Annotated in this window: 24 protein-coding genes; 8 read left to right on the top strand and 16 right to left on the bottom strand. The window is 62.8% G+C overall.

What is annotated here, in order from left to right; genetic code table 11:
• Nucleotides 1-108: 108 nt before the first annotated feature.
• Both ACYAS9_RS05890 and ACYAS9_RS05895 read right to left on the bottom strand, forming a co-directional pair.
• Complete coding sequence (locus ACYAS9_RS05890; RefSeq protein ID WP_463567383.1) at nucleotides 109-591, bottom strand: type II toxin-antitoxin system YhaV family toxin; 483 nt, start codon at nucleotides 589-591, stop codon at nucleotides 109-111.
• Between the two features lie 14 nt (nucleotides 592-605).
• On the bottom strand, nucleotides 606-932 hold the full coding sequence (locus tag ACYAS9_RS05895; protein WP_463567384.1) for a type II toxin-antitoxin system PrlF family antitoxin: 327 nt from the start codon (nucleotides 930-932) through the stop codon (nucleotides 606-608).
• A 332-nt stretch (nucleotides 933-1,264) separates the two neighbouring features.
• Here ACYAS9_RS05895 and ACYAS9_RS05900 point away from each other — a divergent pair, with 332 nt between their 5' ends.
• The gene (locus tag ACYAS9_RS05900) at nucleotides 1,265-2,893 is read left to right on the top strand and encodes a methyl-accepting chemotaxis protein (protein ID WP_463567385.1); all 1,629 of its coding nucleotides are present in this window, start codon (nucleotides 1,265-1,267) and stop codon (nucleotides 2,891-2,893) included.
• Between the two features lie 264 nt (nucleotides 2,894-3,157).
• On the opposite strand, the gene ACYAS9_RS05905 is transcribed toward ACYAS9_RS05900, so the two are convergent.
• Genes ACYAS9_RS05905 through ACYAS9_RS05925 form a run of 5 tightly spaced genes read right to left on the bottom strand, consistent with a single transcriptional unit; the run spans nucleotide 3,158 to nucleotide 8,202 of the window.
• Complete coding sequence (locus ACYAS9_RS05905) at nucleotides 3,158-4,564, bottom strand: efflux transporter outer membrane subunit (protein WP_463567419.1); 1,407 nt, start codon at nucleotides 4,562-4,564, stop codon at nucleotides 3,158-3,160.
• Nucleotides 4,564-5,451: an efflux RND transporter periplasmic adaptor subunit gene (locus ACYAS9_RS05910; protein WP_463567386.1), complete on the bottom strand. Its 888-nt coding sequence runs from the start codon at nucleotides 5,449-5,451 to the stop codon at nucleotides 4,564-4,566. The genes ACYAS9_RS05905 and ACYAS9_RS05910 overlap by 1 nt, the downstream gene beginning before the upstream one ends.
• Complete coding sequence (locus tag ACYAS9_RS05915; RefSeq protein WP_459745011.1) at nucleotides 5,448-5,657, bottom strand: DUF1656 domain-containing protein; 210 nt, start codon at nucleotides 5,655-5,657, stop codon at nucleotides 5,448-5,450. Before ACYAS9_RS05915 ends, ACYAS9_RS05910 begins: the two co-directional genes overlap by 4 nt.
• Entirely contained in the window at nucleotides 5,654-7,741 is a 2,088-nt protein-coding gene (locus ACYAS9_RS05920) for an FUSC family protein (RefSeq protein ID WP_463567387.1), read from the bottom strand. Before ACYAS9_RS05920 ends, ACYAS9_RS05915 begins: the two co-directional genes overlap by 4 nt.
• Nucleotides 7,738-8,202: a MarR family winged helix-turn-helix transcriptional regulator gene (locus ACYAS9_RS05925; RefSeq protein WP_463567388.1), complete on the bottom strand. Its 465-nt coding sequence runs from the start codon at nucleotides 8,200-8,202 to the stop codon at nucleotides 7,738-7,740. Before ACYAS9_RS05925 ends, ACYAS9_RS05920 begins: the two co-directional genes overlap by 4 nt.
• Before the next feature lie 316 nt (nucleotides 8,203-8,518).
• Between ACYAS9_RS05925 and ACYAS9_RS05930 the strand changes: the two genes are divergently transcribed.
• Together ACYAS9_RS05930 and ACYAS9_RS05935 are read left to right on the top strand one after the other, a co-directional pair.
• Nucleotides 8,519-9,190, top strand: a complete 672-nt coding sequence (locus ACYAS9_RS05930; protein ID WP_463567389.1) for a polysaccharide lyase family 7 protein — start codon at nucleotides 8,519-8,521, stop codon at nucleotides 9,188-9,190.
• A 125-nt stretch (nucleotides 9,191-9,315) separates the two neighbouring features.
• Nucleotides 9,316-9,984 (top strand): polysaccharide lyase family 7 protein, encoded by a 669-nt coding sequence (locus ACYAS9_RS05935; RefSeq protein ID WP_463567390.1) that lies wholly within the window; start codon nucleotides 9,316-9,318, stop codon nucleotides 9,982-9,984.
• A 1-nt stretch (nucleotide 9,985) separates the two neighbouring features.
• Here ACYAS9_RS05935 and ACYAS9_RS05940 read toward each other — a convergent pair whose 3' ends face one another.
• The gene (locus tag ACYAS9_RS05940; RefSeq protein WP_463567391.1) at nucleotides 9,986-10,864 is read right to left on the bottom strand and encodes a LysR family transcriptional regulator; all 879 of its coding nucleotides are present in this window, start codon (nucleotides 10,862-10,864) and stop codon (nucleotides 9,986-9,988) included.
• Nucleotides 10,865-10,985: 121 nt separating this feature from the next.
• On the opposite strand from ACYAS9_RS05940, the gene ACYAS9_RS05945 reads away from it, so the two are divergent.
• Nucleotides 10,986-11,645 carry an aspartate/glutamate racemase family protein gene (locus tag ACYAS9_RS05945; protein ID WP_463567392.1) on the top strand — a complete coding sequence of 220 codons (660 nt, stop codon included), beginning with the start codon at nucleotides 10,986-10,988 and terminating at the stop codon, nucleotides 11,643-11,645.
• Between the two features lie 6 nt (nucleotides 11,646-11,651).
• Here ACYAS9_RS05945 and efeO (ACYAS9_RS05950) read toward each other — a convergent pair whose 3' ends face one another.
• The 5 genes from efeO (ACYAS9_RS05950) to ampC form a co-directional block, all read right to left on the bottom strand.
• Entirely contained in the window at nucleotides 11,652-12,482 is an 831-nt protein-coding gene (gene efeO / locus ACYAS9_RS05950; protein ID WP_463567393.1) for an iron uptake system protein EfeO, read from the bottom strand.
• 26 nt (nucleotides 12,483-12,508) lie between these two features.
• Complete coding sequence (gene efeB / locus ACYAS9_RS05955; RefSeq protein WP_463567394.1) at nucleotides 12,509-13,816, bottom strand: iron uptake transporter deferrochelatase/peroxidase subunit; 1,308 nt, start codon at nucleotides 13,814-13,816, stop codon at nucleotides 12,509-12,511.
• Between the two features lie 48 nt (nucleotides 13,817-13,864).
• The gene (gene efeO, locus ACYAS9_RS05960; RefSeq protein ID WP_463567395.1) at nucleotides 13,865-15,073 is read right to left on the bottom strand and encodes an iron uptake system protein EfeO; all 1,209 of its coding nucleotides are present in this window, start codon (nucleotides 15,071-15,073) and stop codon (nucleotides 13,865-13,867) included.
• A 15-nt stretch (nucleotides 15,074-15,088) separates the two neighbouring features.
• A complete protein-coding gene (gene efeU, locus ACYAS9_RS05965; RefSeq protein ID WP_463567396.1) occupies nucleotides 15,089-15,931 on the bottom strand; it encodes an iron uptake transporter permease EfeU in 843 nt (280 codons plus the stop codon).
• 156 nt (nucleotides 15,932-16,087) lie between these two features.
• Nucleotides 16,088-17,230: a class C beta-lactamase gene (ampC, locus tag ACYAS9_RS05970; RefSeq protein WP_463567397.1), complete on the bottom strand. Its 1,143-nt coding sequence runs from the start codon at nucleotides 17,228-17,230 to the stop codon at nucleotides 16,088-16,090.
• 113 nt (nucleotides 17,231-17,343) lie between these two features.
• Here ampC and ACYAS9_RS05975 point away from each other — a divergent pair, with 113 nt between their 5' ends.
• Together ACYAS9_RS05975 and zapE are read left to right on the top strand one after the other, a co-directional pair.
• On the top strand, nucleotides 17,344-18,786 hold the full coding sequence (locus tag ACYAS9_RS05975) for a SulP family inorganic anion transporter (RefSeq protein ID WP_463567398.1): 1,443 nt from the start codon (nucleotides 17,344-17,346) through the stop codon (nucleotides 18,784-18,786).
• A gap of 21 nt (nucleotides 18,787-18,807) precedes the next feature.
• Nucleotides 18,808-19,923 carry a cell division protein ZapE gene (zapE, locus tag ACYAS9_RS05980; protein WP_463567399.1) on the top strand — a complete coding sequence of 372 codons (1,116 nt, stop codon included), beginning with the start codon at nucleotides 18,808-18,810 and terminating at the stop codon, nucleotides 19,921-19,923.
• Between the two features lie 238 nt (nucleotides 19,924-20,161).
• Here zapE and rarD read toward each other — a convergent pair whose 3' ends face one another.
• Nucleotides 20,162-21,046 carry an EamA family transporter RarD gene (rarD, locus tag ACYAS9_RS05985; protein WP_463567400.1) on the bottom strand — a complete coding sequence of 295 codons (885 nt, stop codon included), beginning with the start codon at nucleotides 21,044-21,046 and terminating at the stop codon, nucleotides 20,162-20,164.
• Between the two features lie 248 nt (nucleotides 21,047-21,294).
• Here rarD and ACYAS9_RS05990 point away from each other — a divergent pair, with 248 nt between their 5' ends.
• Nucleotides 21,295-22,452 carry an MFS transporter gene (locus tag ACYAS9_RS05990; RefSeq protein ID WP_463567401.1) on the top strand — a complete coding sequence of 386 codons (1,158 nt, stop codon included), beginning with the start codon at nucleotides 21,295-21,297 and terminating at the stop codon, nucleotides 22,450-22,452.
• A 3-nt stretch (nucleotides 22,453-22,455) separates the two neighbouring features.
• Here the strand turns inward: ACYAS9_RS05990 and ACYAS9_RS05995 are convergent, their stop codons facing one another.
• Nucleotides 22,456-23,289, bottom strand: a complete 834-nt coding sequence (locus ACYAS9_RS05995; RefSeq protein WP_463567402.1) for a PhzF family phenazine biosynthesis protein — start codon at nucleotides 23,287-23,289, stop codon at nucleotides 22,456-22,458.
• A gap of 90 nt (nucleotides 23,290-23,379) precedes the next feature.
• A complete protein-coding gene (locus ACYAS9_RS06000) occupies nucleotides 23,380-23,844 on the bottom strand; it encodes a multidrug/biocide efflux PACE transporter (protein ID WP_463567403.1) in 465 nt (154 codons plus the stop codon).
• A 98-nt stretch (nucleotides 23,845-23,942) separates the two neighbouring features.
• On the opposite strand from ACYAS9_RS06000, the gene ACYAS9_RS06005 reads away from it, so the two are divergent.
• Nucleotides 23,943-24,836, top strand: coding sequence for a LysR family transcriptional regulator (locus ACYAS9_RS06005; RefSeq protein ID WP_463567404.1), 894 nt, complete (start codon nucleotides 23,943-23,945; stop codon nucleotides 24,834-24,836).
• Nucleotides 24,837-24,896 lie beyond the last annotated feature (60 nt).

A 24,896-nucleotide genomic window follows, 5' to 3' on the forward strand; every position in this document is an offset into this window, starting at 1 on the left:
TGCTCGACGTTAAGGTCGGCAGATGCTGGGGCAAAGCGGGTGGGGGTGCAAGGGTGGCATTGATTGGTTGTAAGCGAAGTTGGCGGGATCAGGCCTGAGAGAGCCTGTTCAGTCGATCAGTCCTTGTGTTGCATCCAGTCTTTTGGCATGTGATTTGGCCTCTTTGAGCAATAGATCCCAATCGTCAGGAGGGTGTCCATTGCTCAGCATTTTCTGGAACACTTTGTAGGCATCGTCGTTACTTTCATAAGCTCGTTTTGTTTTCTCGTCATTTACCCAGGCCAGGACAATAATTTTGCTGGAGGCGTGATAGCGAAAGAACAAGCGATATTGTTGAAAGAATTTGGCTCGAAACCAGTGCCTATGGGCGTCGCCCAATGTGTTGCCCTGTCGATACTCAGGTTTGCCCGGGTCTTGTGCAATGAGATCAAAAGCCAGCTTTTTGATGGCTGTCAGCCGCTTGAAAGCATTCTTGTTTCGGTAACCTTCGGGGTCCTTCTGTTTATGCGCTTTGACTTGTAATAGCAGCGCCTGCACCTGATCCAGAAACAAGGGATGCGCAAACACTGCCCAGCCGTGGATCAGAAGCATGGGAGCATCCTGGCTCATTCATCATCTGCCGAGAGTGGGGCATCCAGATCAACCTCGGCATCGCCTACCAAAGATTGTATGTGCGCCACGAGACCTGCATCCACTGCCTGCAGGCGTTCTGGATGGGAGGCGATGTCGTGCGCAAGGAAGTTCAGAAACTGGCCCAGCACGGGATCGTCTTCCTGGGCCTCGGCACGTGTCAGGACCACTTCGCCAGAGGGGCGAATCGAGTAGTGAATCTTGTCGCGTTTGTTCAAGCGAAGCGCGCGGCGGACTGTCTCTGGGACTGTGGTCTGGTAACGGTCGGTCAGGGTGGATTCGACATCGAGTGGGCTGCTCATTTCAGTTCCATAGGCGGGATAGACGTTCACTGATGTTAATGCATTTGCAATGCTTAAGTAATGCAAGTGCATTGTCACTGGTCGGAGGATGAGTGATTCCCTTGGCGCTATGTGGAAGGTCTGTGCATCCGCAGATTCTCCCACCTCCTCGCTTTACCCTTATATAGGACCGGGTTGATAGATCTTGTACGAGAAGTCTGTCCAGCCTGATCTGAAATTTTTCAAGGCTGCGATCTATGGACGGTATCAAGACTGCGTACAAGCCAGCCGATAAACAAAGAAGTGGTGCACGTTTCTCTTCCTGATCTCCCCTTGCCTAAAGAGAGCAGCTTATGTCCCTTCGAAACATGAATGTCGCACCTCGTGCCTTTCTCGGCTTCGCGGTGATTGCGCTGCTGGTGGTGGTGCTTGGGGTTTTCGCTCAGAGCCGCATGACCGTCATTCGTCAGGCCTCCGTCGACATGGGCAGCAACCAGCTGCCGAGTGTCGGTTATCTGGGCAATCTCATCGAGGGCGTGCTGCGCATGCGCATTCTTTCGTTTCGGGTGCTGATCAATCGTGAGCCCGAGGCTCTGCGCGAGGCAGAGGCGCGCATTGCGGTATTGACCGACAAGGTGCGCAAGGACCAGAAGAGTTACGCCAGCCTGCCGGCCGAGGGCGAAGAGCTGGCCAAGTACAACGAGTTTGCGGCGACGCTTGAGGCGTATCTGATCAATCAGAATCAGATGCTCGAGTTGTCGCGACAGAACAAGACTGAAGAACTGCGTAACCTGATCAACACCCAGATCAAGGCCGGTACCGACCTGATGGGCGTTCAGCTCAACCAGTTGGTCGACATCAATAAAGCCAATGCCGATGATGCCGGCCGCCTGGCGGGCGAGGAGTACGACATGGCCAGTGTCGGCATTCTGCTGGTGTCGGTGGTGGCCGCCTTGATGACCGTGCTGCTGGCGTGGTTGTTGACCCGCAGCATCGTCTCGCCGCTGAATCAGGCCGTAAGCGCGGCCGAGGCGATTGCCGCTGGCAATCTGGCGAAAACCATCACGGTCGAGGGGCGTGATGAGCCGGCGCGACTGCTGAGCGCCTTGTCGGTGATGCAGAGCAATTTGCGCAGCACCATCGAACAGATTTCCGGTTCGGCTACGCAGCTGGCTTCGGCGGCAGAACAACTCAGTGCCGTCACTCAGGAGTCCTCGCAAGGGCTGCAGCGACAAACCAGAGAAATTGAACAAGCCGCGACGGCGGTCAACGAAATGACCAGCGCGGTCGAGCATGTGGCGCGTAATGCCGTGTCGACCTCCGAGGCCTCCCGGCATTCCAACCAGGTGGCGAGGGAAGGGCAGAACCGGGTCATGCAGACGGTGCAAGCGATCGAGACCATGAACCATGACGTTCAGCACACCGCCGTACTGATCGAAGGGCTGGCGACGCAAGGCCGCGATATCGGCCAGGTGCTGGATGTGATCCGCTCGGTCGCCGAGCAGACCAACCTGCTGGCCCTCAACGCCGCGATCGAAGCCGCCCGCGCAGGCGAAGCCGGGCGAGGGTTTGCGGTGGTGGCCGATGAAGTGCGCGCGCTGGCGCATCGCACCCAGCAATCGACCACGGAAATCGCGCAGATGGTCGCCGGTATCCAGGCCGGCACCGATCAGGCGGTGCAGTCGATGCAGCAAAGCCACCAGCGCACCCAGGCGACACTGCAAGTGGCCAGTGCAGCGGGCGAGGCACTGGAGCAGATCACGCTGTCGATCAACCAGATTAACGAGCGCAATCAAGTGATCGCCAGCGCCTCCGAACAGCAGGCGCAAGTGGCGCGCGAGGTGGACCGCAACCTGGTGAATATCCGCGACCTGGCCTCGCACTCCAGCTCGGGCGCGGACCAGACCAGCGCGGCCAGCCATGAACTGTCTCGTCTGGCGGTAAACCTGAATACACTGGTGGGCCGCTTCGTGATTTCGTAACGGGCGCTACAGCCCGGTAAACGAACATCCCGTAGCAACTGTGTTCTCAAGCCAAATGCGCATCAGCCTTCAAGGCTTCGCGCATTCTGGCCTTGATACTGAGTACGACACAAATTGCGTAGGAGTGAGCGTAGCTCGCGAAAGGGCCAGTGAAGTCAGCACATTTTCGATGGCTGCACCTTCGCCTTCGCGAGCTGGCGCTCGCTCCTACGGATTTTGGGCAGGCCTTGATACTGAGTGCGACACAAACTCCGGAGCGCGCTCCTACCAGCCGCCACCCAGCGCCAGGAAGAGGTCGATCTGTCCCATGGCGACCTGGGTATTGGCCGCGGCCAGTTGGGCGCGCATGTCGGTATACGTCCGGGTGGCCTGCAAGTCGGCCAGAAACGACGCGCGCCCTGCCTGATAGAAACGGTGGGTCTGATCGGCCGCTTCCTTGGCCGATTGCTCGGCATCTTCAAGCGCATCGCGGCGTTCCAGCAGGGCGGTGTATTGGGCCATGCCGGTCTGGGTTTCGCGAATCGCGTTGAGCACCACCGCATCGAAACGCGCCAGTGCGACCTGGGCCGAGGCTTCGGCCTGATGAATGCGCGCGCGGCTGCCGTTGCTGGGCACGGTCCAGCTGATCAGCGGGCCGAAGCCCCAGCGATTGGTGGCCGGCTTGCCGAGGTTGTCAATGATGCCGATGGTCGCCACCGAGGCGCCGATGCTGATGTCCGGGTACAACTCGCCGGTGGCCACGCCAATCTGCGCGGTGGCCATGGCCAGGTGACGTTCGGCCTGGCGGATGTCGGGGCGGCGCTTGAGCAATGCAGCGCCGTCGCCGACCGGGATGATCTGCGCGACATGCGGCAGTTCATGGCAGCTGTCGGTGCCGGCCGGCAGTTGCGCCAGCGGCTTGGCCAGCAGCATCGACAGGCGGAACAATGCAGTCTGGCGCAAGGCTTCATAGCGCGGCAGTTCGGCGCGCAACGATTTGAACTGGGTTTGCGAGCGGGTGACTTGGGTCTCGTCGCCACGCCCGGCATCGCGCAGGCGCTGGTTGAGGGTCACGCTTTGTTGTTGCAGGTCCAGCGACTCATGGGCGATGGCCAGTTCTTCGTTGGCGGCGCAGACCTGGGTGTAGGCGCGCACCACATCGGCGACCACGGTGATGCGTGCGGTGTCGGCAGCGGCCTGGGTCGCATCGACATTGGCCTGCGCCGCCTCGATGCCGCGTTGCAGGGTGCCGAACAGGTCGAACTGGTACGAGGTGCTCAGGCCGACATCGCCGACGTTGGCGACCGGGACTTTTTCGGTGAGCAAAAACGCCTCACCGGATTCCTGCAAGCGTTGCGCTCCGGCCTTGGCGCCGCTGGTAAAGCCGCCAGCGGCCTCGGCCTCGGCGGTCTGGTAGCGTGAACGTTGCAGGTTGGCGGCCGCAATGCGCAAATCGGTGTTACTGGCCAGCGCCTGGCGCACCAGTTCATCCAGATGCGGGTCCTGATACAACCGCCACCAGTGCGCCGGCACCGGCGCGGAGACCACGTTTTTCGAGCTGGCCAGGTCGCCCTGCAGGTCCGGCCGGTTGATTGCGGCATCGGCCGGTAGCTGATAGTCCGGGCCGACCATCTGGCAGGCCGAGAGCAGCGCGGTCAGGCTCAAGGTGAGCAGGCGCAAGGCGGGTTTCATCATTGAGCCCCTCCCGCCTGCCGGTCGTCGATGATCGACACCGTGGCCGTACGCCCGGCGATCATGCGGAAGTCCTTGGGCACCTCATCGAAGGCAATGCGCACCGGAATCCGCTGCGCCAGGCGCACCCAGCTGAACGCCGGGTTGACGTTGGGCAACAGGTTGGCGCCGCTGCTGCGGTCGCGGTCTTCGATGGCGGCGACGATGCTCACCACATGGCCGGTCAGCCGGGCGTTATCGCCGACCACGCGGATGTCCACGCGCGAGCCGACATGAATGCCGTCCAGCTTGGTTTCTTCGAAATAACCGTCGATGTGGTACGAGGCGGCGTCGACCACCGACAGCACCGGCCGGCCGGCGGTCACGAATTCCTGAGAGCGTGGCGCACGGTCGTTAAGGTGGCCGTCCACCGGGCTTCTGATCACCGAGCGGTCCAGGTTCAACTGCGCCGCATCCACCGCCACGCGGGCTTCGTTGAGGGCCGACAGGGCGCGGGCTTCGCGCGACTGGCTTTCTTCGAGTTGCTCACGGGCCACCAGATTGCCCAGGCCGCGGTTACGCTTGCTCTCGCGACGTGCCTGCTCAAAGGTTTCCTGGCGCTCGGCCACGGTCGCCTGGGCCTGGCGCAGCGCCAGGCGGAAGCGGTCCTGGTCGATGGTGAACAGCACCTGGCCTTTGCGCACCGGCTGGTTGTCGCTCACCTCGACCTGCTGGATCAGCCCGGAAACGTCCGGGGCGATCTGCACGATGTCGGCGCGAATGTGGCCGTCGCGCGTCCAGGGCGCGAACATGTAATACATCACCATGCGCCACACCACGACGGTGGCCAGGGTCACGGCAAGCAGGGTCAGGACCACGCGGCCCAGGGTCAGGATCGGCTTTTTCATGTCATCAGGTATCGGCTAAGGGTGTCCACGCCGCCCAGCAGCAGGGCGTACAGACAGGTATTGAACAAGGCCCGGTGCCAGACCAGGCGATAAAAGCGGGCGTGCAGCAACAGCGCATGCACGCCTAGAAACAGCAGGTAGGTGACACCCATCACGACCAGAAAGGTCGGCAGAAAGATGCCGTTGATATCCAGTTCGCCAATCATGCAGGGGCTCCATCCGGGCCGTGGATCGGTTGTTCGATCAGTTCGCCGCCGACATCGATGATCTCCAGCCCCGGCAGCAACGCCAAACGCAGGCCGCTCAAGGCGTGCAGCAGGTGCAGGCGCGCCGGCTCATTGCCCATGGCCTCGCTGTTGAGGGTGCGGCGTGTGCGGTCCAGGGTCATCAGCAAACCCTTGGGCGCCGGCAGCCGCTCGCCGGCCTTGAGGCAGGCGCGGTAATAGCCGCCAATCTCTGCCACCACCTGGCGCAACGGCGCCTGGCACGGTAGGGGAGTGCGCGCGGTCCAGGCCAGCAGGTCGAGCAGGTTCAGCGCCACGCGCAACTCGCGCAGCGGCGCGCCGCTGTCTTGCGCGGTCTGTGCCAGACGCGGCACTTGCTGCATCAGGCGGTCGATCATTTGCACACCCAGGCGGCGGTGTTCGGCCAGGGTCGCCGGTTCGCTGAGTTCGACGATGTCGCGCCAGTTGAAGCGGGTCATGCGCCGGGTGATCAGCTCCACGCCGAACGGGCGGAAGATCAGCGTCCAGATAAACGCGAACAGCAAACCGGCGGGGCCGGCGAGGTTGGCGTTGATGAAGCTCAGGAAGTTGGCGTCGTAAACGCCCTGTACGCTGACGAAGGTCGCGGTGTTGACCATCGTCAGCACGGTGGGCAGGAAGAACTTCGGCTGCGCACTGAGGGTGGCCACGCAGATGAACGGCACGGCGAACGCCAGCACCAGCATGGCGAAGTCATGCACGGTCGGCAGGATCACGAACAGGTACAGGCTGGCGAGAATCACCGAGGTCAGGGTCCAGAAGAAGAACCGGTAGATCTGTGGCGCCGGGTCGTCCATCGCGGCAAAAAAGCTGCATGACACCGCGGCCAGAATCACCGCGCTGGCGCCGTCCTGCCAACCCATGAAAATCCACAGCAGGCAGGCCACGATAATCGCCAGCACCGTGGTAGCCACCGAGTAGAGCATCAGGCCACGGTCCAGAAACGGCGTGATCCGCCCCAGCCGCCAGTGCCGGTACACCGCCTGCCACGGGCGGCCGTCATCGGCATCGATCGCTTGTTGCAAGGTACGACAATCGAGCCACAAATCGACCCATTCGCCCAGGCGATACAGGGCGTTGGACAGCACCAGGTTTTCCAGTTTGTCCAGTTGGGCGGCGTCCGGTTGCAGGCGCTGCAGTTCGTCATGCAGCGATTGCCACAGCGCCTGTTGCGGACCGTGTGCGGTGTATTGCAGCCACTGGCGGGCCTGGATCAGCAGCGGCGCGACGCCGGCCATGTGTTCGGGGCTGCGTCGCGCCAACGCCCAGAGCGCATCGTTGAGCGCGTCGATCACCGGCAGCAGATGAATCATCCGCCCGCGCAATTCGCGGGCATTGCGCACGGTCTGGCGGTGTGCGCCTTCGTGGCTCAACTGGCCGATCATCGCCTCCAGGCTGTTGAAACCTGCGGCCATTGCGGTGCGCAGGCTGGCGATTTCGGCGCCCTCGACCTCACGGCTCAGAAAGCGCTCGCTGTACAGGGTGGCGTCTTCGAACCATTTGGCCGTGGTGCCTTTGAACACCGGCGCCAGGCGCCGGGGCCAGAACATGGCGCCGACCACGGCCGCGCAGGTAATGCCGAGAAAGATTTCTTCGGTGCGCGACACGGCGATCTCGAACACCGCCTGCGGGTTGTCTACCGCCGGCAAGGCAATCATCGGCATGGTGTAGCCGGCCAGCATCAGGGCGTAGCTGTTGGCGGTGCGCAGGTGCAGCGACAGAAACAGCAAGGTGCCGGTCCACAGCGCGACCACCACCGCCAGCAGAAAGGGCGTCTGCACGAACACCGGCACCAGCAGCACCGCTGCACAGGCGCCGGCCAGCGTACCGAGCGCCCGGTACAGCGCCTTGGAACTGGTCGGGCCGACAAACGGGCTGGCGACGATGTACACCGTGGCCATCGCCCAGTAAGGGCGGGGCAATTCCATGACCAGGGCGATGTACAGCGCCAGCATGGACGCGGCAAAGGTCCGCACGCCGTGCAACCAGTCGCGGCCTGGCGGGAAGCCTGCAAAGAACCCGTTCACAGGCTGGCTGCATCGGGCAGGGCTGTATCGGACAGCGCCGCATCGCTGAAGGCCTGTAACACCTTGAGGGCCGCTTGCAGGTCCTGAGCGCTGATGTCTTTCAACACCTCGCTGCGCAGGCGCACCAGCTCGACCTCGATAGCGGCGGCCAGATCACGGCCCTTGTCGGTCAGGCTCAAGGCCTTGGCCCGGCGGTCGTTGGGGTCTTCGGTGCGGCAGACGATGCCGGCCTTGCACAACTGATCGAGCAGGCGCACCAGCGTCGGGCTTTCCATGCCGGCGGCATGCGCCACTTTCACTTGATGGACGCCATCGCCCAGCCGCGCGATGGCCAGCAGGGGACCGGCGCAGGCTTCGCTGATGCCGTAGCTGGCCAGTGTGGTATGGCACAGGCGCCGCCAGTGCCGCGAGGCGGCGACGATTCCGCTGCTGATTGCCCGGTGCTGGTTTTGGGTGAGCATGAAATGACCGTTAAATCGTTAGGATGAATATTGTTAGCGAGAATATTAGTAGCTTGCTAACTATTACTATCCAGTAACAAAGTGTTTCGGTCAAATGAAAATTGCCCAAAGGTCAGGGTAATGGACCTCTCGTCGAGAGAATTCCGGCAGGAAGGCCGGTTGGCGTAAAGGGTCAAAATTTTGACCTATAGTTATTCTTCAGCCGGCCCTCAAGGAAGGCACTGAGCCAACCAGCAAAGGAGAAACAGGAGACGCGTGCCTGGGCCTATTCCAGCATTGCTTTGTCGGTGTGCCAGGCACACCAGGTGAGTCCCTCATGATCAATCTATCTACCTGGAACCTCTCTACCCCTCTGGGTAGCCAGGCGGTGACCATCGACACCCCGCAACTGGTGGGTGGCTACAAGGACAAGCACTTCAATTGTTCTGAAGAGGCCATAAGCTTCTGGGCGCCGGTGACCGGTTCCACCACCGAAAACGCCAAGTACCCGCGCACCGAACTGCGTGAAACCAGCGCCGATGGCGCGTTGTTGAACTGGGAATGCAATTCGGCCCATCACTTCTTGCGTGCTGCACTGGCGGTTCACCAGGTGCCGGCCAGTGGCAAGATTGTCATCGGCCAGATTCATTGCAAGGGCAGCAATGAGCCGCTCCTGAAGCTCGAATACCAATACAAGAGTGCCCCGAAGAGCGGCAGTATCGTGGTCAAGCTCAGGCGCGCCCCCGATGCAGAGATTGAAGTCATTACCATTGCCCAGGGCGTAGAGCTCGACAAGCGTTTCAACTACAGCATCCACCTGACCCCGGCTGGCACCTTGAGCATCAATACCTGTGACCAGAAATGGGAAGTCAAACTCGATGAGCAGTGGCAGGGCAAGCCGCTGTATTTCAAGGCCGGGGTTTACACTCAGGACAACACCGGCAGCAACAAGGACGGTGGCAAGGCCAGCTTCTATGAACTGAGCATTGCGCACGAGAAGAAGAGCTGATTCGAACCCTGGTAAAAAAACACGTCCGCGACATTCATGAAAAGGCTCGTCAAGCCGATGTACAGGATCAAGCGCACAGGCTGAAACGCCCGTTGCAGAGCTATCCTGAACATTGCGAGCCTTTCATGATCGACCTCGCCACCTGGAACCTGTCCATTCCTGTCGGTACGCCTGCGACCACAATCGACACGCCCAGGCTGGTGCGCGGCTATCAGGATAATTACTTCCGCTCCGGCGATACCCTGTTTTTCTGGGCGCCGGTGACCGGTGCCACGACCAGCAATGCCAAATACCCGCGCACCGAACTGCGCGAAACCACCGCCGATGGCCGCGCCTATAACTGGACGTATCCGCACGCCGACCATCTGCTGCGCGCCGCGCTGACGGTGAATCAGGTGCCGTCGAACGGCAAGATGGTCATCGGTCAGATTCACAGCTACCAGAGCACCGAGCCGCTGCTCAAGGTCGAGTATCAGTACAAGGAACGTCTGAAAAGCGGCGCGATTGTCGCCAAACTGCGGCGCAGCCCCAACGCCGAGATCGAGGTCATCACCGTGGCCGAAGGCGTGCCGCTCAACCAGCGGTTCAACTACACCGTGCAGCTGACAGCGGCCGGTGATCTGACGGTGAACGCCTATGAACATGCCTGGAGCGTGCGCCTGGATCAGGCCTGGAGCAGCAAGCTGCTGTACTTCAAGGCCGGGGTCTATGTGCAGGACAACACCGGTTATGCCAGCGAAGGCGGCGCTGCGACGTTCTATCAGTTGAGCATTCTTCACGACAAGAAGGCTTGATTCAGACCTCGGCAAAGAACGCCTGGGCCGCTTCGACAAAGCGCTGGTTGGCCAGTGACAGGTATTCGTGCGGGCGCCAGCACAGGCCGAAGCTGAGGGTCAGCGGCGGGTCGAACGGTACGCCAACGATGCCCGGTTCCTGTTGCTGCACCGAACGCAGCAAGGTGCAGATGCCCATCGCATCGCGGGTCAGGCGAGTCACCAGCGGGACAAAATTGCTCTCCAGCGCAATCCGGTAACTGACCCGCCGCGCAGCACAAAAGGCGTCCAGCAGGTGGCGCTGCAAAAAGGTCTGGTCGAACACCAGCATGTCGACATCCTGCAACTGCTCGGCGGCCAGCGCTGCGGCGCCTGCCAGCGGGTGGCTCGGGCTCATGCACAGCAGCATCTCGTCGTGCCCGAGCGCTACGCTGTCCCATGCAGGCTCGATGCGCCGCTGTTCCAGCAGGGCCACATCAATGCTGCGCAGGCGCAAGCGCTGGCCGATGTCCTCGGCGCTGCCTTCGACCACGTGCATGGCGATGCCCGGATAACGCGCGCGAAACTGCGCCAGCAGCTCGGGAATATGGCGGATGCCATACATCGGCGGGATGCCGACGCGGATCTCGCCGCTGCTCAGCTGTGTCAGGTCCTTGAGCGCCTGGCGTGCATCGTCCAGTGCCAGCAGGCTGGCCTGGGCCTTGCCGAGAAACAGCTGGCCCTCGGCGGTGACCGTGACCTGCCGGGCGGCACGGTTGAACAATTGCACGCCCAGCTCTTCTTCAAGCCGCGCCACCGCCATGCTCAAGGCCGGCTGGGCGACGTGCAGGCTTTGCGCGGCCTTGGTGAAACTGCCCAGCCGCGCCACTGCCACGCAATAGGTCAGAGCCTTGAGGTTCATGAAGCACGTCCGCAACAAAAAGTGATGAAAGCTATCACGAATGGATATTTTTTGTGATGAGGCCAATGCGTCAGGATGCTCGCCTGCTGACCCACCATAAAGCCCTGGAATAAGCCCTGACATGAGTGCACCGCGCATCTTTCTGATTCACGCCACACCGCTGTCCATTGCGCCGATCAACGCAGCCTTTGACCGGCTGTGGCCGGAGGCGGAGCGGGTCAACCTGCTCGAAGACTCGCTGCCGCGCGACCTCAAGGCCGCCGGCCACCTGACGCCTGAACTGACCCGGCGCTTTCTCGCCCTGACCCATTACGCCGTCAGCGCCGGTGCCGAGGCGATCCTGTTTACCTGCTCGGCGTTTGGCGACGCCATCGACACCTGCAAGTGGGCGGTGAACATTCCGGTGCTCAAGCCCAATGAGGCGATGATCGAAGAAGCATTGGCGCAGGGTTCGCGGATTGCCTTGCTGGCCACGTTCGAGCCGACGCTGGGGTCAATGCGCGCTGAGTTTCTGCAAGCCGCGAGTGGCAAAAACATTGAGCTGCAACTGCACGCCATCGACGGCGCGATGCAGATTTTTGCTGAAGGGAATGAAGCGGAGCACAACCGGCGCATCGTCGAAAAGGCCGGCGCGGTAAGCGGGGTGGAGATGATCTGCCTGGCGCAGTTTTCCATGAGCGGTGCGGCGGATCAGGTACGCCGTGTCAGCGGCCTGCCGGTGTTGACCACACCGGACAGCGCCGTGTTGAAGCTGCGTCGGGTGCTGGGCACCCGACGTTAATCGCGATCAGTTCAAGCCAAGCTTGCCGCGCAGGGTCGAGAGGTCTTCGGCCAGGGTGTTGACCGGGCCGATCAGGGCCTTGCGGTCGTTTTCCTTGACCTTGTCGTAGGTCATGAAACCACCGTCGGCGGTTTTGTACTTGGCCAGGATCTTGTCGACGGTGGCGAAGTTCTTGTCGACCTTGGCGATGAACGCCTTGTCCTGCTTCTCGACCTGGCCACGGAACAGATCGACGATTTTCTTCGCGCCGTCGACGTTGCCCTGGAAGTCATACAGGTCGGTGTGGCTGTAGCGGTCTTCTTCACCGGAGATCTTGGTCGCGGCGACTTCTTCAAGCAGCACGGCGGCGCCACCGACCACTTTTTCCGGCGGGAAGGTCAGGCCGGCAATACGTGCTTGCAGGTCTTTGACGTCGGCGGTCAGCTTGTCGGCAATAGCGGCCTGGTCCTTGGTGGTGTTCTTCTCGAACAGCGCATGCTCCAGGCGGTGGAAGCCGGTGAAGTCTTCGGCATCGACGCCTTGCTCGTGGTCATCGACCCGCGAGTCGATCGAGGCGTCGAGGTCGCTGAACAGCTCGGCGATCGGCTCTACACGCTCATAGAACACGCGCGTCGGGGCATACAGCTTCTTGGCGGTGGCGATGTCGCCTTTTTTCACCGCATCGGTGAACTGCTGGGTGTGGCTGACCAGCTCATCGATGTTTTCGGTCACATAAATCTTGTAGTCCGACACCGGGCCGACCAGGTCCAGCGGCGCTGGCGCTGTGGCTGCGAAGGCTGCCAGCGGAGCAGTCAGTGCGCCGAGGGTGAACAGCAAGGCAAGTGGGGTCTTGTTCATTTTCATTGCACTCTTCCAGTTGAGGTTCAGGCGGATTGTGAGGAGGACGCGGCCAGCAGTGAGCGACCGATGAAGTCCTGATCGTTGGTCACACCTGGCAGGGTGAAGAAATAACCACCGCCGACCGGCTTGAGGTATTCCTCCAGCGGCTCGCCGTTCAGGCGGGTCTGTACGGTGATGAAGCCTTTTTCCAGGTCGGCCTGGTAACAGATGAACAGCAGGCCCATGTCGAGCTGACCGTTCTTGTTGACGCCGTTGGAGTAGTTGAACGGCCGGCGCAGAATCAGGTTTTTCTGACTTTCTGGCGTGCGCGGGTTGGCCATGCGGATGTGCGAGTCCATCGCGGTGACCTTGCCGTGCGGGTCGGCGGCGTAATTGGGCACATCGGTCTCGACCTTGCCGTCCATCGGCGCGCCGCTGGCCTTGGTGCGACCGAAGATCGCTTCCTGTTCCTGCAGCGGCGTGCGGTCCCAGCGCTCGACAAAGTTACGGATGATGCGCACCGCCTGATAGCTGCCGTGTGCCGCCCAGGCCGGCTCGTCGCTGGTGGGCTGGACCCAGACCAGCTCGTTCATCGCCTTCTGGTCGTTGGAATCGGGGTTGGCCGAACCGTCGCGAAAGCCCAGAAAGTTACGTGCGCTTTCGGCCGGTTGACCGGGTTTTTTCGGCGCCTGGGCCGGCACCGTGCCTTCCTGTTTCCAGCGCACCAGCAACAGGTCGGGCAGGTTTTTGACGATGTCGCGCAGCGCGTGAATGTTGCTGTCCGGGGTGTTGGAGCAAAACTGGATGCTCAAATCGCCGTGGCAGCTGCTGGCGTCCAGCGCGTCATTGGGGAACCCGACCATGCGGCTCAGGCGCTTGGGCTTGACCGCCGTCAGGCCGAAGCGCTCATCGAACAGCGACTCGCCGACCGAAACGGTGATGGTCAGGTTATCCGGGGTCACGACAGGGCCGAGGATGCCGGAGTCCAGCGGCGGCAGTTTCGGGTCGATGTCGGCCACCGGGCCGCCGGTCATCAGAAACGCAATGCGCTCGTTCAGGGTGCGGAACAGCCGCTCCAGGTCTTCGCGGTCGCTGGCCAGCACATCGAAGGCCACCAGCATGCCGGCGGCCGGGCGCGGATTGACGATGCCGCTCTGGTGCACGCCATGGAACGGGTTGTTGTCCTGGGTCTTTTCGCTGTTCGGCGCTTCGGTGACTTTTGCCGGCGCGGCGGCCATGGCCTGGCCTGCCAGGCTGCTGCCGGCCAGCGCGGCACCGGCGGCGCCGAGGCCCATCAGCACACGGCGACGTTGCAGCGAATCCGGGGCGTTTTTGGCGTCAGTGTTGCTCATCGGTACTCCATAACTTACAGGCTCAACGTAAACAGGCTCGACATGAACTTACAGGCTCGACAGGCCGAGGGCCGGGTCGACTTCTTGCAGGGCATCGGCCAACGCCTTGGCCTGATCGGCGATTTGCTGGCGACCGGCGGCATCGACCTGATCGTAAGGGCGGTAGCCGCTTTCGGTTTTCAGGCCATTGAGAATGCTGTCCAGTCCGGCAGTGGTCGTGTCCAGGCGCTGTTGCAGATCGGCGTGGTTCTTGGTCAGCAACGGACGCAACAGGTCGATGACTTTACGTGCGCCTTCCAGGTTGCCGGCAAAGCCGTTGAGGTCGGTGTGGCTGTAGCGTTCTTCTTCGCCCTTGCTGCGGTTTTGCGCCAGGCTCAGCAGGTTGCGGATCACGATGCCGGTCAGTTGCTCGGGGGCGATGCTTTGCGCCAGCAGTTCCTTTTTGAGCAGGGTGACATCGTCGTTGAGCTTCTGCGCCACCGGCGCCAGGCCCTCGACGCTGTTCTGCGCGAACAGGCCGTGTTCGAGGCGGTGGAAGCCGCCGAAGCCCGGATCCTGTTCACGTTTTTCAAAGTAATCGGCACGGGCGTTGATGCGGTTGTCCAGCTCGGCCAGGCGCTGTGCGGCTGGCGCGATACGCTGGTAGGCGCTGCGGGCCGGCAGATAGGCGGCTTGTGCGGCAGCCAGGTCGCCGGCGTCGATGGCCTGTTGCAGGGCGGCCACGGCTTTGATCAGCGCGCTGCCTTGCTGGCTCAGGTACACCCGGTATTCGGACAGCGGGCCAATGAAGGCGGTCATCGAAGGACGCGCCTTGGCGGCCGCATCGGACTCGGCCGTCGGGGTCACATGCAAGGTGCCGCGCGGGTTGCTCAGCAGGCCACAGGTAATCGCGTAGTCGCCAGGCATCAGGTTGGCGTTGATCACCTGGCTCATGCCGGGCGTGATGTTCTCGCGCTCTTCGACCACCAGCACGCCGTCGAGAATTTCCCATTCCACCGCACGTTCGGACTGGTTGACGATGCGAAAGCTGTGCTTGCCGGCCGGCACCGTCAGCGCGTTGGGCTCGCAACTGCGCGGGTGGATATTGATCACGGTCTCGTTTCCGGCGTTGGCTGCACGCTTGTGCGCAGCCACCTGGGAGGCGTAATAGAACAGGCCGCCAGCGGCGCACATCAGCACCACAGAGCCGGCCACCGCCAGACGCAGGGCACGCGGGGACCAGGCTTTGCCGGAAAGCCCGGAAGGTGAGTTAGACATGGGTTCCCCTTGGAACTAGTGATTCGTGGCGGACGGGCGCGAAGGTTGCGCCTGTTCGCGGTGAGGCAGAAAGAACAGCACCAGGGCGACGACCAGATAGGCCAGCCAGGCGCCCAGGATGCTGACCGTCGGTGCATCCTGATAACCGAACATGCCGGCCAGCACCGCGCCGGTCGGGCCGTCCATCGGCAGCGTCGCACTGAAGTCGAACACCACGTCCTGCAGGTGATTCCAGACGCCTGCCTCGTGCAGCGAGCGCACCGAGTTGGCGAGGATGCCGGCCGCCACCACGAGGATGAACAAGCCGGTCCAGCGGAAAAACAGGCCAAGGTTCAGACGCAGGCTGCCGCGGTACAGGGCGATGCCGAAGCCGGCCGACAGAATCAGGCCGAACAGGGCGCCGAGCGGCGCGCTGGCATCGGTGCTTTGCTGGAACACGGCGAGCAGAAAGAACACGGTTTCCAGGCCTTCGCGGGCCACGGCGAAGAACACCATGCCGATCAAGGCCCAGGTCTGGTTGCGCGAACCGCCCAGGGCACTGTCCAGCGACTGGTGCAGTTCGCTCTTGATCGAGCGGCCGACCTTGCGCATCCAGAACACCATCGAGCTGAGAATGCCCACGGCCAGCAGGCCGACCAGGCCTTCAAACAGCTCTTGCTGTTTCTGCGGGAATTCGGCGCTCATCAGCTCCAGGCCACCGCCGACCAACAGCGCCAGGGCGCAGGCGAGAAACACACCGACCCACACCGCAGGCATCCACTGGCCACGGCCGGTCTGTTTGAGGTAACTGGCAATAATGCCAACGATAAGCGCGGCTTCGATGCCTTCGCGCAACATGATCAGGAAAGGAACGAGCATTGTTCACCGGGAATGACTACGGGCGGGTGAAGCGTTTCAGGGTAACGCACCTGAAACAATGCGTAACATAATGATAGTCATTCCCGAATGAGGGGTAGTTGTTTTTGCCTTAATGCCAATTTTTTTTCGACTGTTCAGGGAAGGTTCAGCTCGCAGTCAAGGTTTATCCAGAGCCTTGAGCACTTGCTGCGCCAGCCTTACCCGCTCGTCATTGGGGTAATTACGGTTGGCCAGAATCACGATGCCCACTTGCCGCTCGGGTATGAACGCCACATAGCCGCCAAAGCCGTTGGTCGACCCGGTCTTGTTGATCCAGCTGCCAGCGGGCGCCGACAGCGGTGGGTTCAGCGCCACTGCCGGCTGGGTGCGCAGCGCCATGCTATTGGCGTTGCCGGCCAGCACGGCCTCCGGGTTCACCGGCGGCGCGTAGTATTCCCAGGCCAGCGCCTGAGTGACCGGCCCGAAAGTGAAATAGCCGGTCTGCGTCGCCTTGAGCGCCTGTTGCAGCGCAGGCGCGAGTGCATCGGGTTTCAGGTTGGCTTCGACAAAACGGATCAGGTCGCTGCTCGATGATTTGATCCCATACGCCTCATGGGCCAGCACCCCTGGATTGACGCGCACCGGCGCATCCTGCCGGTCATAGCCCTGGGCATACAGCGACTGTCGGGCGGGCGGCACCGTGAGAAACGTGGCCGACAGGCCCAGCGCTGGCAACAGTCCTTGCTCCATGGCCTGATCGAACGGCTGGCCCAGGCGCTTGGCGGCAATCACCCCGAGCAGGCCGATGCTCGGGTTGGCGTAGCTGCGATGGGTACCGGGCAGGTACTCGGGCTGCCAGGCCTTGAAGTACGCCATCAGTTGCTGATTGTTCTGCACCTGTTCGGGCACCTGCAACGGGAAGCCGCCGGCGGTGTGCGTGCCCAGGTGCAGCAGCGCGATCTTGCCCAGGCGGCTGTCGTGCAACGACGGCAGGTAAGTGTCGATACGTTCGCTGAGCTTGAGCTTGCCCTGTGCCTGCGCCCAGGTGGCCAGGGTCGCGGTGAAGGTCTTGCTGATCGAGCCCAGCTCGAACAGGGTCTGGTTGCTCACCGGCTGCCCGGTGTCTTTGGCCGCCACGCCAAAATTGTAGAAGCGCTGAGTGCCATGGTCGGTGACGGCGATGGCCATGCCGGCGATGCCGTGTTGCTGCATGACCTGTTGCGCGGCCTCCTGAATCAGGCTGTCCTGATTCTGGCTCCATGCCGGTGAAGCGCTCAGGCCCAGGCAGGTCGCCACGGCCAGAGAAAATGTCCTGTTCATTACGGATCCTTGGTGTGGGTGGGGTGCTGCCATCTGGTCCGGCGCGGCAGCTTTGCGTAACATGCCAGCCTTTTGCGCATCTGCCTAATGGCCTGCGTCCAGCCTGGTGAGTCATGAAAACCACACGTATACGCGCCGATGTCCTGGCCGGCCTCACGACCTCTTTTGCGCTGGTGCCCGAGTGCATTGCCTTTGCGCTGGTCGCGCACCTGAACCCGCTGATGGGCCTGTATGGCGCCTTTATCATCTGCACCCTGACCGCGCTGTTCGGCGGCCGGCCGGGGATGATCTCCGGTGCGGCCGGCTCCATGGCGGTGGTGATCGTCGCGCTGGTGGTCGAGCACGGCGTGCAATACCTGCTGGCCACGGTGCTGCTCAGCGGCTTGCTGATGATGGTCTTCGGCCTGCTGCGGCTGGGCAAGCTGGTGCGCCTGGTGCCGTACCCGGTGATGCTCGGCTTCGTCAACGGCCTGGCGATTGTCATCGCCATGGCGCAGCTGGAGCACTTCCAGCACGACGATGTCTGGCTGAGCGGCAAGGCGCTGTACATCATGCTCGGCCTGGTGGCTGCGACCATGGCCATCGTCTACCTGCTGCCGCGCCTCAGCCGCGCCGTGCCGCCGGCGCTGGTGGCGATTCTCGGCGTCGGCCTTGCGGTGTACCTGCTCGATCTGCCGACCCGCACCCTGGGCGACATGGCGCACATCGCCGGTGGCTTGCCGGACTTCACCTGGCCGCAAGTGCCGTGGACCCTCGAAACCCTGTACATCGTCGCGCCTTATGCGCTGGTCATGGCCATGGTCGGCCTGCTGGAAACCCTGCTGACCCTCAACCTCACCGACGAAATCACCGAAAGCCGCGGCTACCCGGACCGCGAGTGCGTGGCGCTGGGGGCGGCCAATATGGTCAGCGGCGCGTTCGGCGGCATGGGCGGCTGCGCGATGATCGGCCAGACCGTGATCAACCTCAGCTCCGGCGGCCGCGGCCGGCTGTCGGGCATCGTCGCCGGCGGCATGATCCTGATGTTCGTGCTGTTTCTCGCTCCGCTGATCGAGCGCATTCCGCTGGCGGCGCTGGTCGGGGTAATGTTCGTGGTCGCGCAGCAGACCTTCGCCTGGGCCTCGTTGCGGATTCTGCGCAAGGTGCCGACCAGCGACATGCTGGCCATCGTCGCCGTGACCGTGGTCACCGTGCTGACCGACCTGGCCATGGCGGTCTTGTTCGGGGTGATCATCGCCGCGCTGGATTTTGCCTGGAAACACGCGCGCGAGCTGTACACCGAAATTCACGACACGCCGGAGCAAGGCAAGGTCTACCAGGTACGCGGCACGCTGTTCTTCGCCTCGACCACGCGCTTTCTCGAACAGTTCGCCCCGCAGCAAGACCCCGATCAGGTCACTCTGGACTGCGCGCACCTGAGCTTTGTCGACTACTCGGCCATCGCCGCGCTCAAGACCCTGCGCGAGCGCTACGAAAAAGCCGGCAAGCACCTGCGCGTGGTGCACTTGTCCGAGCGCTGTCGGAGCATGCTGCGCCGCGCCGGCGTACACCATTAAAACAACAAGGAACGTGTGCCCATGACCCAGTTGCCACCCCTGCAAGCCTACGAACAGGCCCTGCAAAACGGCTTTCAGCCCGATGCCTCGCAACGCGACGCCGCCGAGCAATTGCAGGCGTGCTGGCAGGCGCTGGCCGGGCAGGGTGCGCCGCGCGGCATTTACCTGTGGGGCCCGGTAGGGCGCGGCAAGACCTGGTTGATGGACCGCTTTTTCGACAGCCTGAACGTGCCGGCGCGGCGTCAGCATTTTCACCACTTCATGCGCTGGGTACACAAGCGCATGTTCGAACTGACCGGCACCGCCCAGCCGCTGGCGACCATCGCCCGGGAACTGGCGGTCGAGGTGCGGGTGCTGTGTTTCGACGAACTGTTCGTCACCGACATCGGCGATGCGGTGATTCTTGGCGGCCTGTTGCAGACCATGTTCGAAGAGGGCGTGGTGCTGGTCTGCACCTCCAATATTCCGCCGCCGCAGTTGTACAGCCACGGGCATAACCGCGAGCGCTTCCTGCCGGCGATTGCCGCCATCGAGCGTTATATGCAGGTGGTCGAGGTCGACGGCGGCGAAGACCATCGCCTGCATCCGGGGCAGTTATTGCAGCGCTACTGGGTCAAGGAGCCAGGCAGCAAGGACAGCGCACTGGGCGAGATCTTCCAGGCCCTGACCGGCGGGCTGCCTGCGCACGACACCCAGGTGATGCTCGGCTATCGCAGCATCAACGTCGTGCAACACACCGATAACGTGCTGTGGTGCCGCTACCGCGACCTGTGCGAACAGCCGCTGGCGGCCATGGACTTCATTGCCCTGTGCGACCGTTTTGCCGTGGTCTTGTTGAGTGAAGTGCCGGCGTTGAGTGCGGTGCAGCGCGAGGCCAAAATTGCCCGTGGCACCGAAGACGGCGTCGAACAGGTCAAGGCCGGCGACCGCGAACTGCCACAGCTATCACCCAAGGACGACAGCGTACGGCGCTTCATTGCCCTGGTCGACGAGTGCTACGACCGGCGCATCCCGCTGTACATCGAAGCGCAGACGCCGATGGACCAGCTCTACACCCAGGGCTACCTGGAATTTGCCTTCCGCCGCACCTTCAGCCGCCTGCAGGAAATGCAATTGCAGCGCTTTACCGATTCGTAGGAGATCACCCTCCGCCACGGCGCCGCGCTATCGCGTAGCAAATATCAGACTGTGGGAGGGGGCTCTGCCCGCGATTGAGTGCGAAGCGCTCACAGAAATCTATGAAACGCTGAAAGTTTACGACTGCTAGCGCAGCCGATCGCGGGCAGAGCCCCCTCCCACAGGACAGTGTTTGATGCGCGACAGCGTTGTATCAGCGACAAAGTGCGGTGTGCGGCCCGTCGCATGGGCTTAACCATCAAACCCGGTCGCGGCGGCGTTGCGCGAGCATGTGCTTGGCGCCTTCGATGATCAGCACCAGCACCGCCAGCCAGATCGGAATGTAGGTCAGCCACTCGTCGCCGCCGATGCTTTCGCCCAGCAGCAGCGCGACGCCGACCAGCAACACCGGCTCGACATAACTGAGCAGGCCGAACAGGCTGAACGGCAGTATGCGGCTGGCGATGATGTAGCTGACCAGCGCCGAGGCGCTGATCACGCCCAGCAGCGGAATCAACAGGTACAGCATGGGCGTGTGTTGCGCTGCCGCCGGGTTGCCGCTGGCAATGAACCACAGGCCGATGGGCAGCATGAACAGCATGTCGAACCACAGGCCACCGAGGTTGTCGGTTTTAAGACGCCGGCGCAGCACGAAGTACAGCGGGTAGCCGATGGCGACCACCAGGGTTTCCCATGAGAAACTGCCCAGCCGCCAGACTTCATGGCCGACGCCGAACGTGGCAAACGCCGCCGCGACCTTTTGCAGGTACGACAGGTGTTCGCCATACACCAGGCGCCCGGTGAGGATCATGGTCAGCGGCAACAGGAAATAGCCCAGCGAGACTTCCAGGCTGCGCCCGTGCAGCGGCGCCCACATGAACAGCAGCAACTGCGCGCCCAGCAGCACCGAAGAGCCGACGATGCCGAGCACCAGCGCCGGCTGGCGCCACAGGCGCACGGCAAGGGCGCGCACCAGCGGCCAGTCGCCGCTGATGAGCATGAACAGCGTCACGCACGGCACGGTCAGCAGCATGCGCCAGCCGAAGATTTCCTCGCCGGTCAGCGGGGTCATCAAAGAGGTATAGAAGTACATGACCCCGAACAAGCAGGAAGCCAGTACCGACAGCGCAATTCCTTTCTGCACGACAGACTCTTGGGAATAGATCAAAGGGAGGCTTGCACCGAATCGGGGCAAAGGTGCGCGTATTCTAGGCAGTGTTCGCGATTCAGAACAGTCGCGTAGCCTATTTCGGTGCAGGTTGTCGGAGAAACCTTCACATGCGTCGTTTCGCTGCCTCTTTTCAGGGCTGCAGCAATGTTGAACAGACGCCAGCTTTGCTAGTCTCACCCGCTTGCCCACGTGTCATGGACGGGCATCACCAAGGAGCCTGAATGACCTCTTTCGAAACCGCTGCCGCACCTGCCGGCAGCACCGCTCGCCAGCAACAGACCGCGACCCGCCTGGCGTTTTTCATCGCCGGTTTCTGCATGGCTGCCTGGGCGCCGCTGGTGCCTTACGCCAAGGCGCGGGTCGGGCTCGACGACGGCATGCTCGGCCTGTTGCTGCTGTGCCTGGGCGTCGGCTCGATCAGCGCCATGCCGGTGGCGGGCGCTTTGGCCGCGCGCTGGGGTTGCCGTCGGTTGCTGGTCGGCTCGACGTTGCTAATCTGCCTGTGCCTGCCCTTGCTGGCGTCGGTGTCGAGCTTGCCGCTGCTGGTGGCGGTGCTGTTTGTGTTCGGTGTCGGCATGGGCGGGGTCGATTGCACGGCCAATATCCAGGCGGTCATCGTCGAGCGCCAGAGCGGCACGACCATGATGTCGGGCTTTCATGGCCTGTTCAGCCTCGGCGGCATTGCTGGCGCGGCGGGTGTCAGTGCGCTGTTGGGCCTGGGCGCCACGCCGCTCATCGCCATTGTCGTGGTGGTGGTGCTGACCTTGCTGACGATGCTCAAGGCCATGCCGCACCTGCTGCCGTATGGCAGCTCATCCGAGGGTCCGGCGTTTGCCATCCCGCACGGGGTGGTGCTGTTTATCGGCTTGTTGTGCTTTACCGTGTTTCTTGCCGAAGGCGCGATGCTCGACTGGAGCGCCGTGTTCCTGAATTCGGTGCGCGGCATGGACACCGCTTATGCAGGCTTGGGTTACGCCGTGTTCGCCGTGACCATGACCCTGGGCCGCCTGTTTGGCGACGCCATCGTGCGCCGGGTCGGGCCCAACCGGGTGATCATTCTCGGCGGGCTGCTGGCGGCGGCAGGGCTGGCGTTGTCGACGCTGGTGCCGGCCTGGGAAGCGGCGTTGCTGGGCTATGCGCTGGTCGGCGCCGGTTGCTCGAACATTGTGCCGGTGTGCTACAGCGCCGCCGGCCGGCAGACCGCCATGCCTGAAAGCGTGGCGATCCCGGCGGTGACCACGCTGGGCTACGCCGGGATTCTGATGGGGCCGGCGGCGATCGGCTTTATTGCCCACCTGAGCAGCCTGGGTACCGCATTTTTGATCGTGTCGGTGATGCTGCTGGGCGTTGCCGCCAGCGGCAGCCGGCTGAAGGCTTGAGGGTTACAAATACCGCGCCATGCCCGACACACGGATCGAGCTGCCGGGCTGGTCGGTGATCTCGGCCCGCAGGCGTGACGGGCTGCCCATGTCTTCGCCTTGCAGGATGTCGATCACGCCGCCATGCGGCCAGCCGATGTCGCGCAGATAACCGGCCAGCGCGGCGGTGGCGGCACCGGTGGCCGGGTCTTCGTAGACGCCGCCGAAGGCGAACGGGTTGCGGGTATGAAACGACTGCTCGCTTTCGGCGTACACCAGCACGATGGTTGCCCACTGTTCACGGACCATCAGCTCGCGCCCGCTCTGCTGGTCATAGTGCATGGCCTTGAGCGCGGCGCGGCTGTTCAGCGCCAGCACCAGATGCCCGGCGCCGCCGTTGATTACGGCCGGCGGGATGCGCAGGTCCAGTTCATCGCGGCGATAACCGAACAGCGCCAGTGCTTCTTCCAGCAAGGCCTCGCTGGCCGGTGCGCTGTGGGTGGGCGGCGATTGCAGCGCCGCCGACACCAGTTCGCCCTGGGCATGACCTTCGACGGTAATGCGTGCCTGGTTCAGTTGCAGGTCGAATACGCCGTCACCGTTACGCGCCGCCAGGGCCGCGCCCAGCGCGATGGTGGCATGGCCACAGAACGGCACTTCGGCCAGCGGCGAGAAATAGCGCACCCGCCAGCCCTCTTGCTGCGGTGCGGCAAAGGCGGTTTCGGAAAAGCCGACTTCAGCAGCAATGCGCTGCATGGTTGCCTCATCGGGCAACGCCTCGCCGATCCAGACGCCTGCCGGGTTACCGCCCTGATCGCCATCGCTGAACGCCGCCAGCTTGATGATTTCTGTGCTCATCGGAGTCTGCTCCTTGTTGATTGTTGATCGGGGCAGTGTGCCGCAAAGCCCGATACAGCGGCCCATACAGCTCTTCTGACATTGAGCGGATCAGTTGCGGCATTCAGCCAGCGATTTGTCGCGCAGCACACGCTCGCGCAGCAGGTCATAAGCCCAGTTGAAGGCCATGGTGTACGGCAGGAAGAACAGCAGCACGCCGATGTCCAGCCAGAACGCCTGCCACAGGCTGATCGACAACCACCAGGCCGCCAGTGGCACGACCGCCAGAATCAGGCCGCCTTCAAAACCCAGCGCATGCACCACCCGCGCGCCCAGGGTCATGTCGAAGCCCAGGCGGTTGCGCAGCCGGTCGAAGAGGGTGTTGAACAGCATGTTCCACAGCATGGCGGCCGTGGAGATCATCAGCGTCAGCGCGCCCATGCTGCCCAGCGAATGACCCAGCAACCAGGCCAGCATCGGTGCGCAGATCAATACGCCGATCGTTTCGAACAGCAGCGCGTGCACTACGCGCTCTTTGAGGGTCTTGGCCGGCAAGGCGTGATGAGTCGGGGTCATGGCAGCAGCACCGTCGAATGAAAGAGGCTCGATTGTCATCGGTTATCACGCCAAACAGAAAATGGTTACCATCGGCAAAACCGATGGAGGCGCATGCCATGAGTTATTCCCCCGAAGCCCTTGAAGCCTTTGTGCAGATCAATGCGCTGGGCTCGTTCAGTGCCGCCGCGCGGCGCCTGGGCAAGAGCCAGTCGACCATTAGCGAAGCCATTGCCCGGCTGGAGATCGATCTGGGCCTTGAGCTGTTCGACCGCTCGGCGCGCCAGCCGGTACTGACCGAGGCCGGCAAGGCCATGCTGGTGCGCGTCGAAGACATTCTGTGCGCCACCGACCGCCTGCAACGCACGGCGGCGCGCCTGGCGCAGGGCATCGAGCCGCGTCTGACCCTGGTGTTGTCCGATGCCAACCAGTTCGCCGAATTCGAGGTGCGCATGGGCGAGCTGGACCAGCGCTTCCCCGACCTGGAACTGGAATGCGTGTTTGCCGAGCATGGCGATGCGGTCAACCTGATCCAGACCGGGCGTGCCTGTCTGGGGCTGCTCTCGGCGCAGGCCAGCTACCCGCCTGAAATCGGCCACGCGACCATCGCCGAGTGCGCCGACTTTGGCCTGTTCGTGGCGCATAAACACCCGCTGGCGGCGCATGCAACGGTCAACTACCAGCAACTGGCCGAATACCGCGCCTTGCGCCTCAACACCCTGGTCGAACACACCATTCCCACCGACGACCTGCCGGCCGGCAATTGCAGCCAGTGGTCGGCGCCCAACTATTTGCTGCTGATGGACATGGCCGCCTTCGGTTTCGGCTGGTCGGCGCTGCCCCGCTGGCTGGTGTCCGGCTATGCCGGCGGGCGGCTCAAGGAACTCGACGTCCCCGGCTGGCCGCGCAGCTCGGCGGTCGACGTGATCTGGTCGCGGCAACGCAGCCTGGGACCGGCGGGCGCGTGGTTGCTCGACACCCTGGTGCCAGGCGGCGATGCAGACGGCGCCTGACACTTTGTAATATCAACTTAACATCGCCGGTATAGGGTCATCGATTTACGCACGCGCAAT

It is taken from the genome of Pseudomonas sp. HP_08 (assembly GCF_055284095.1).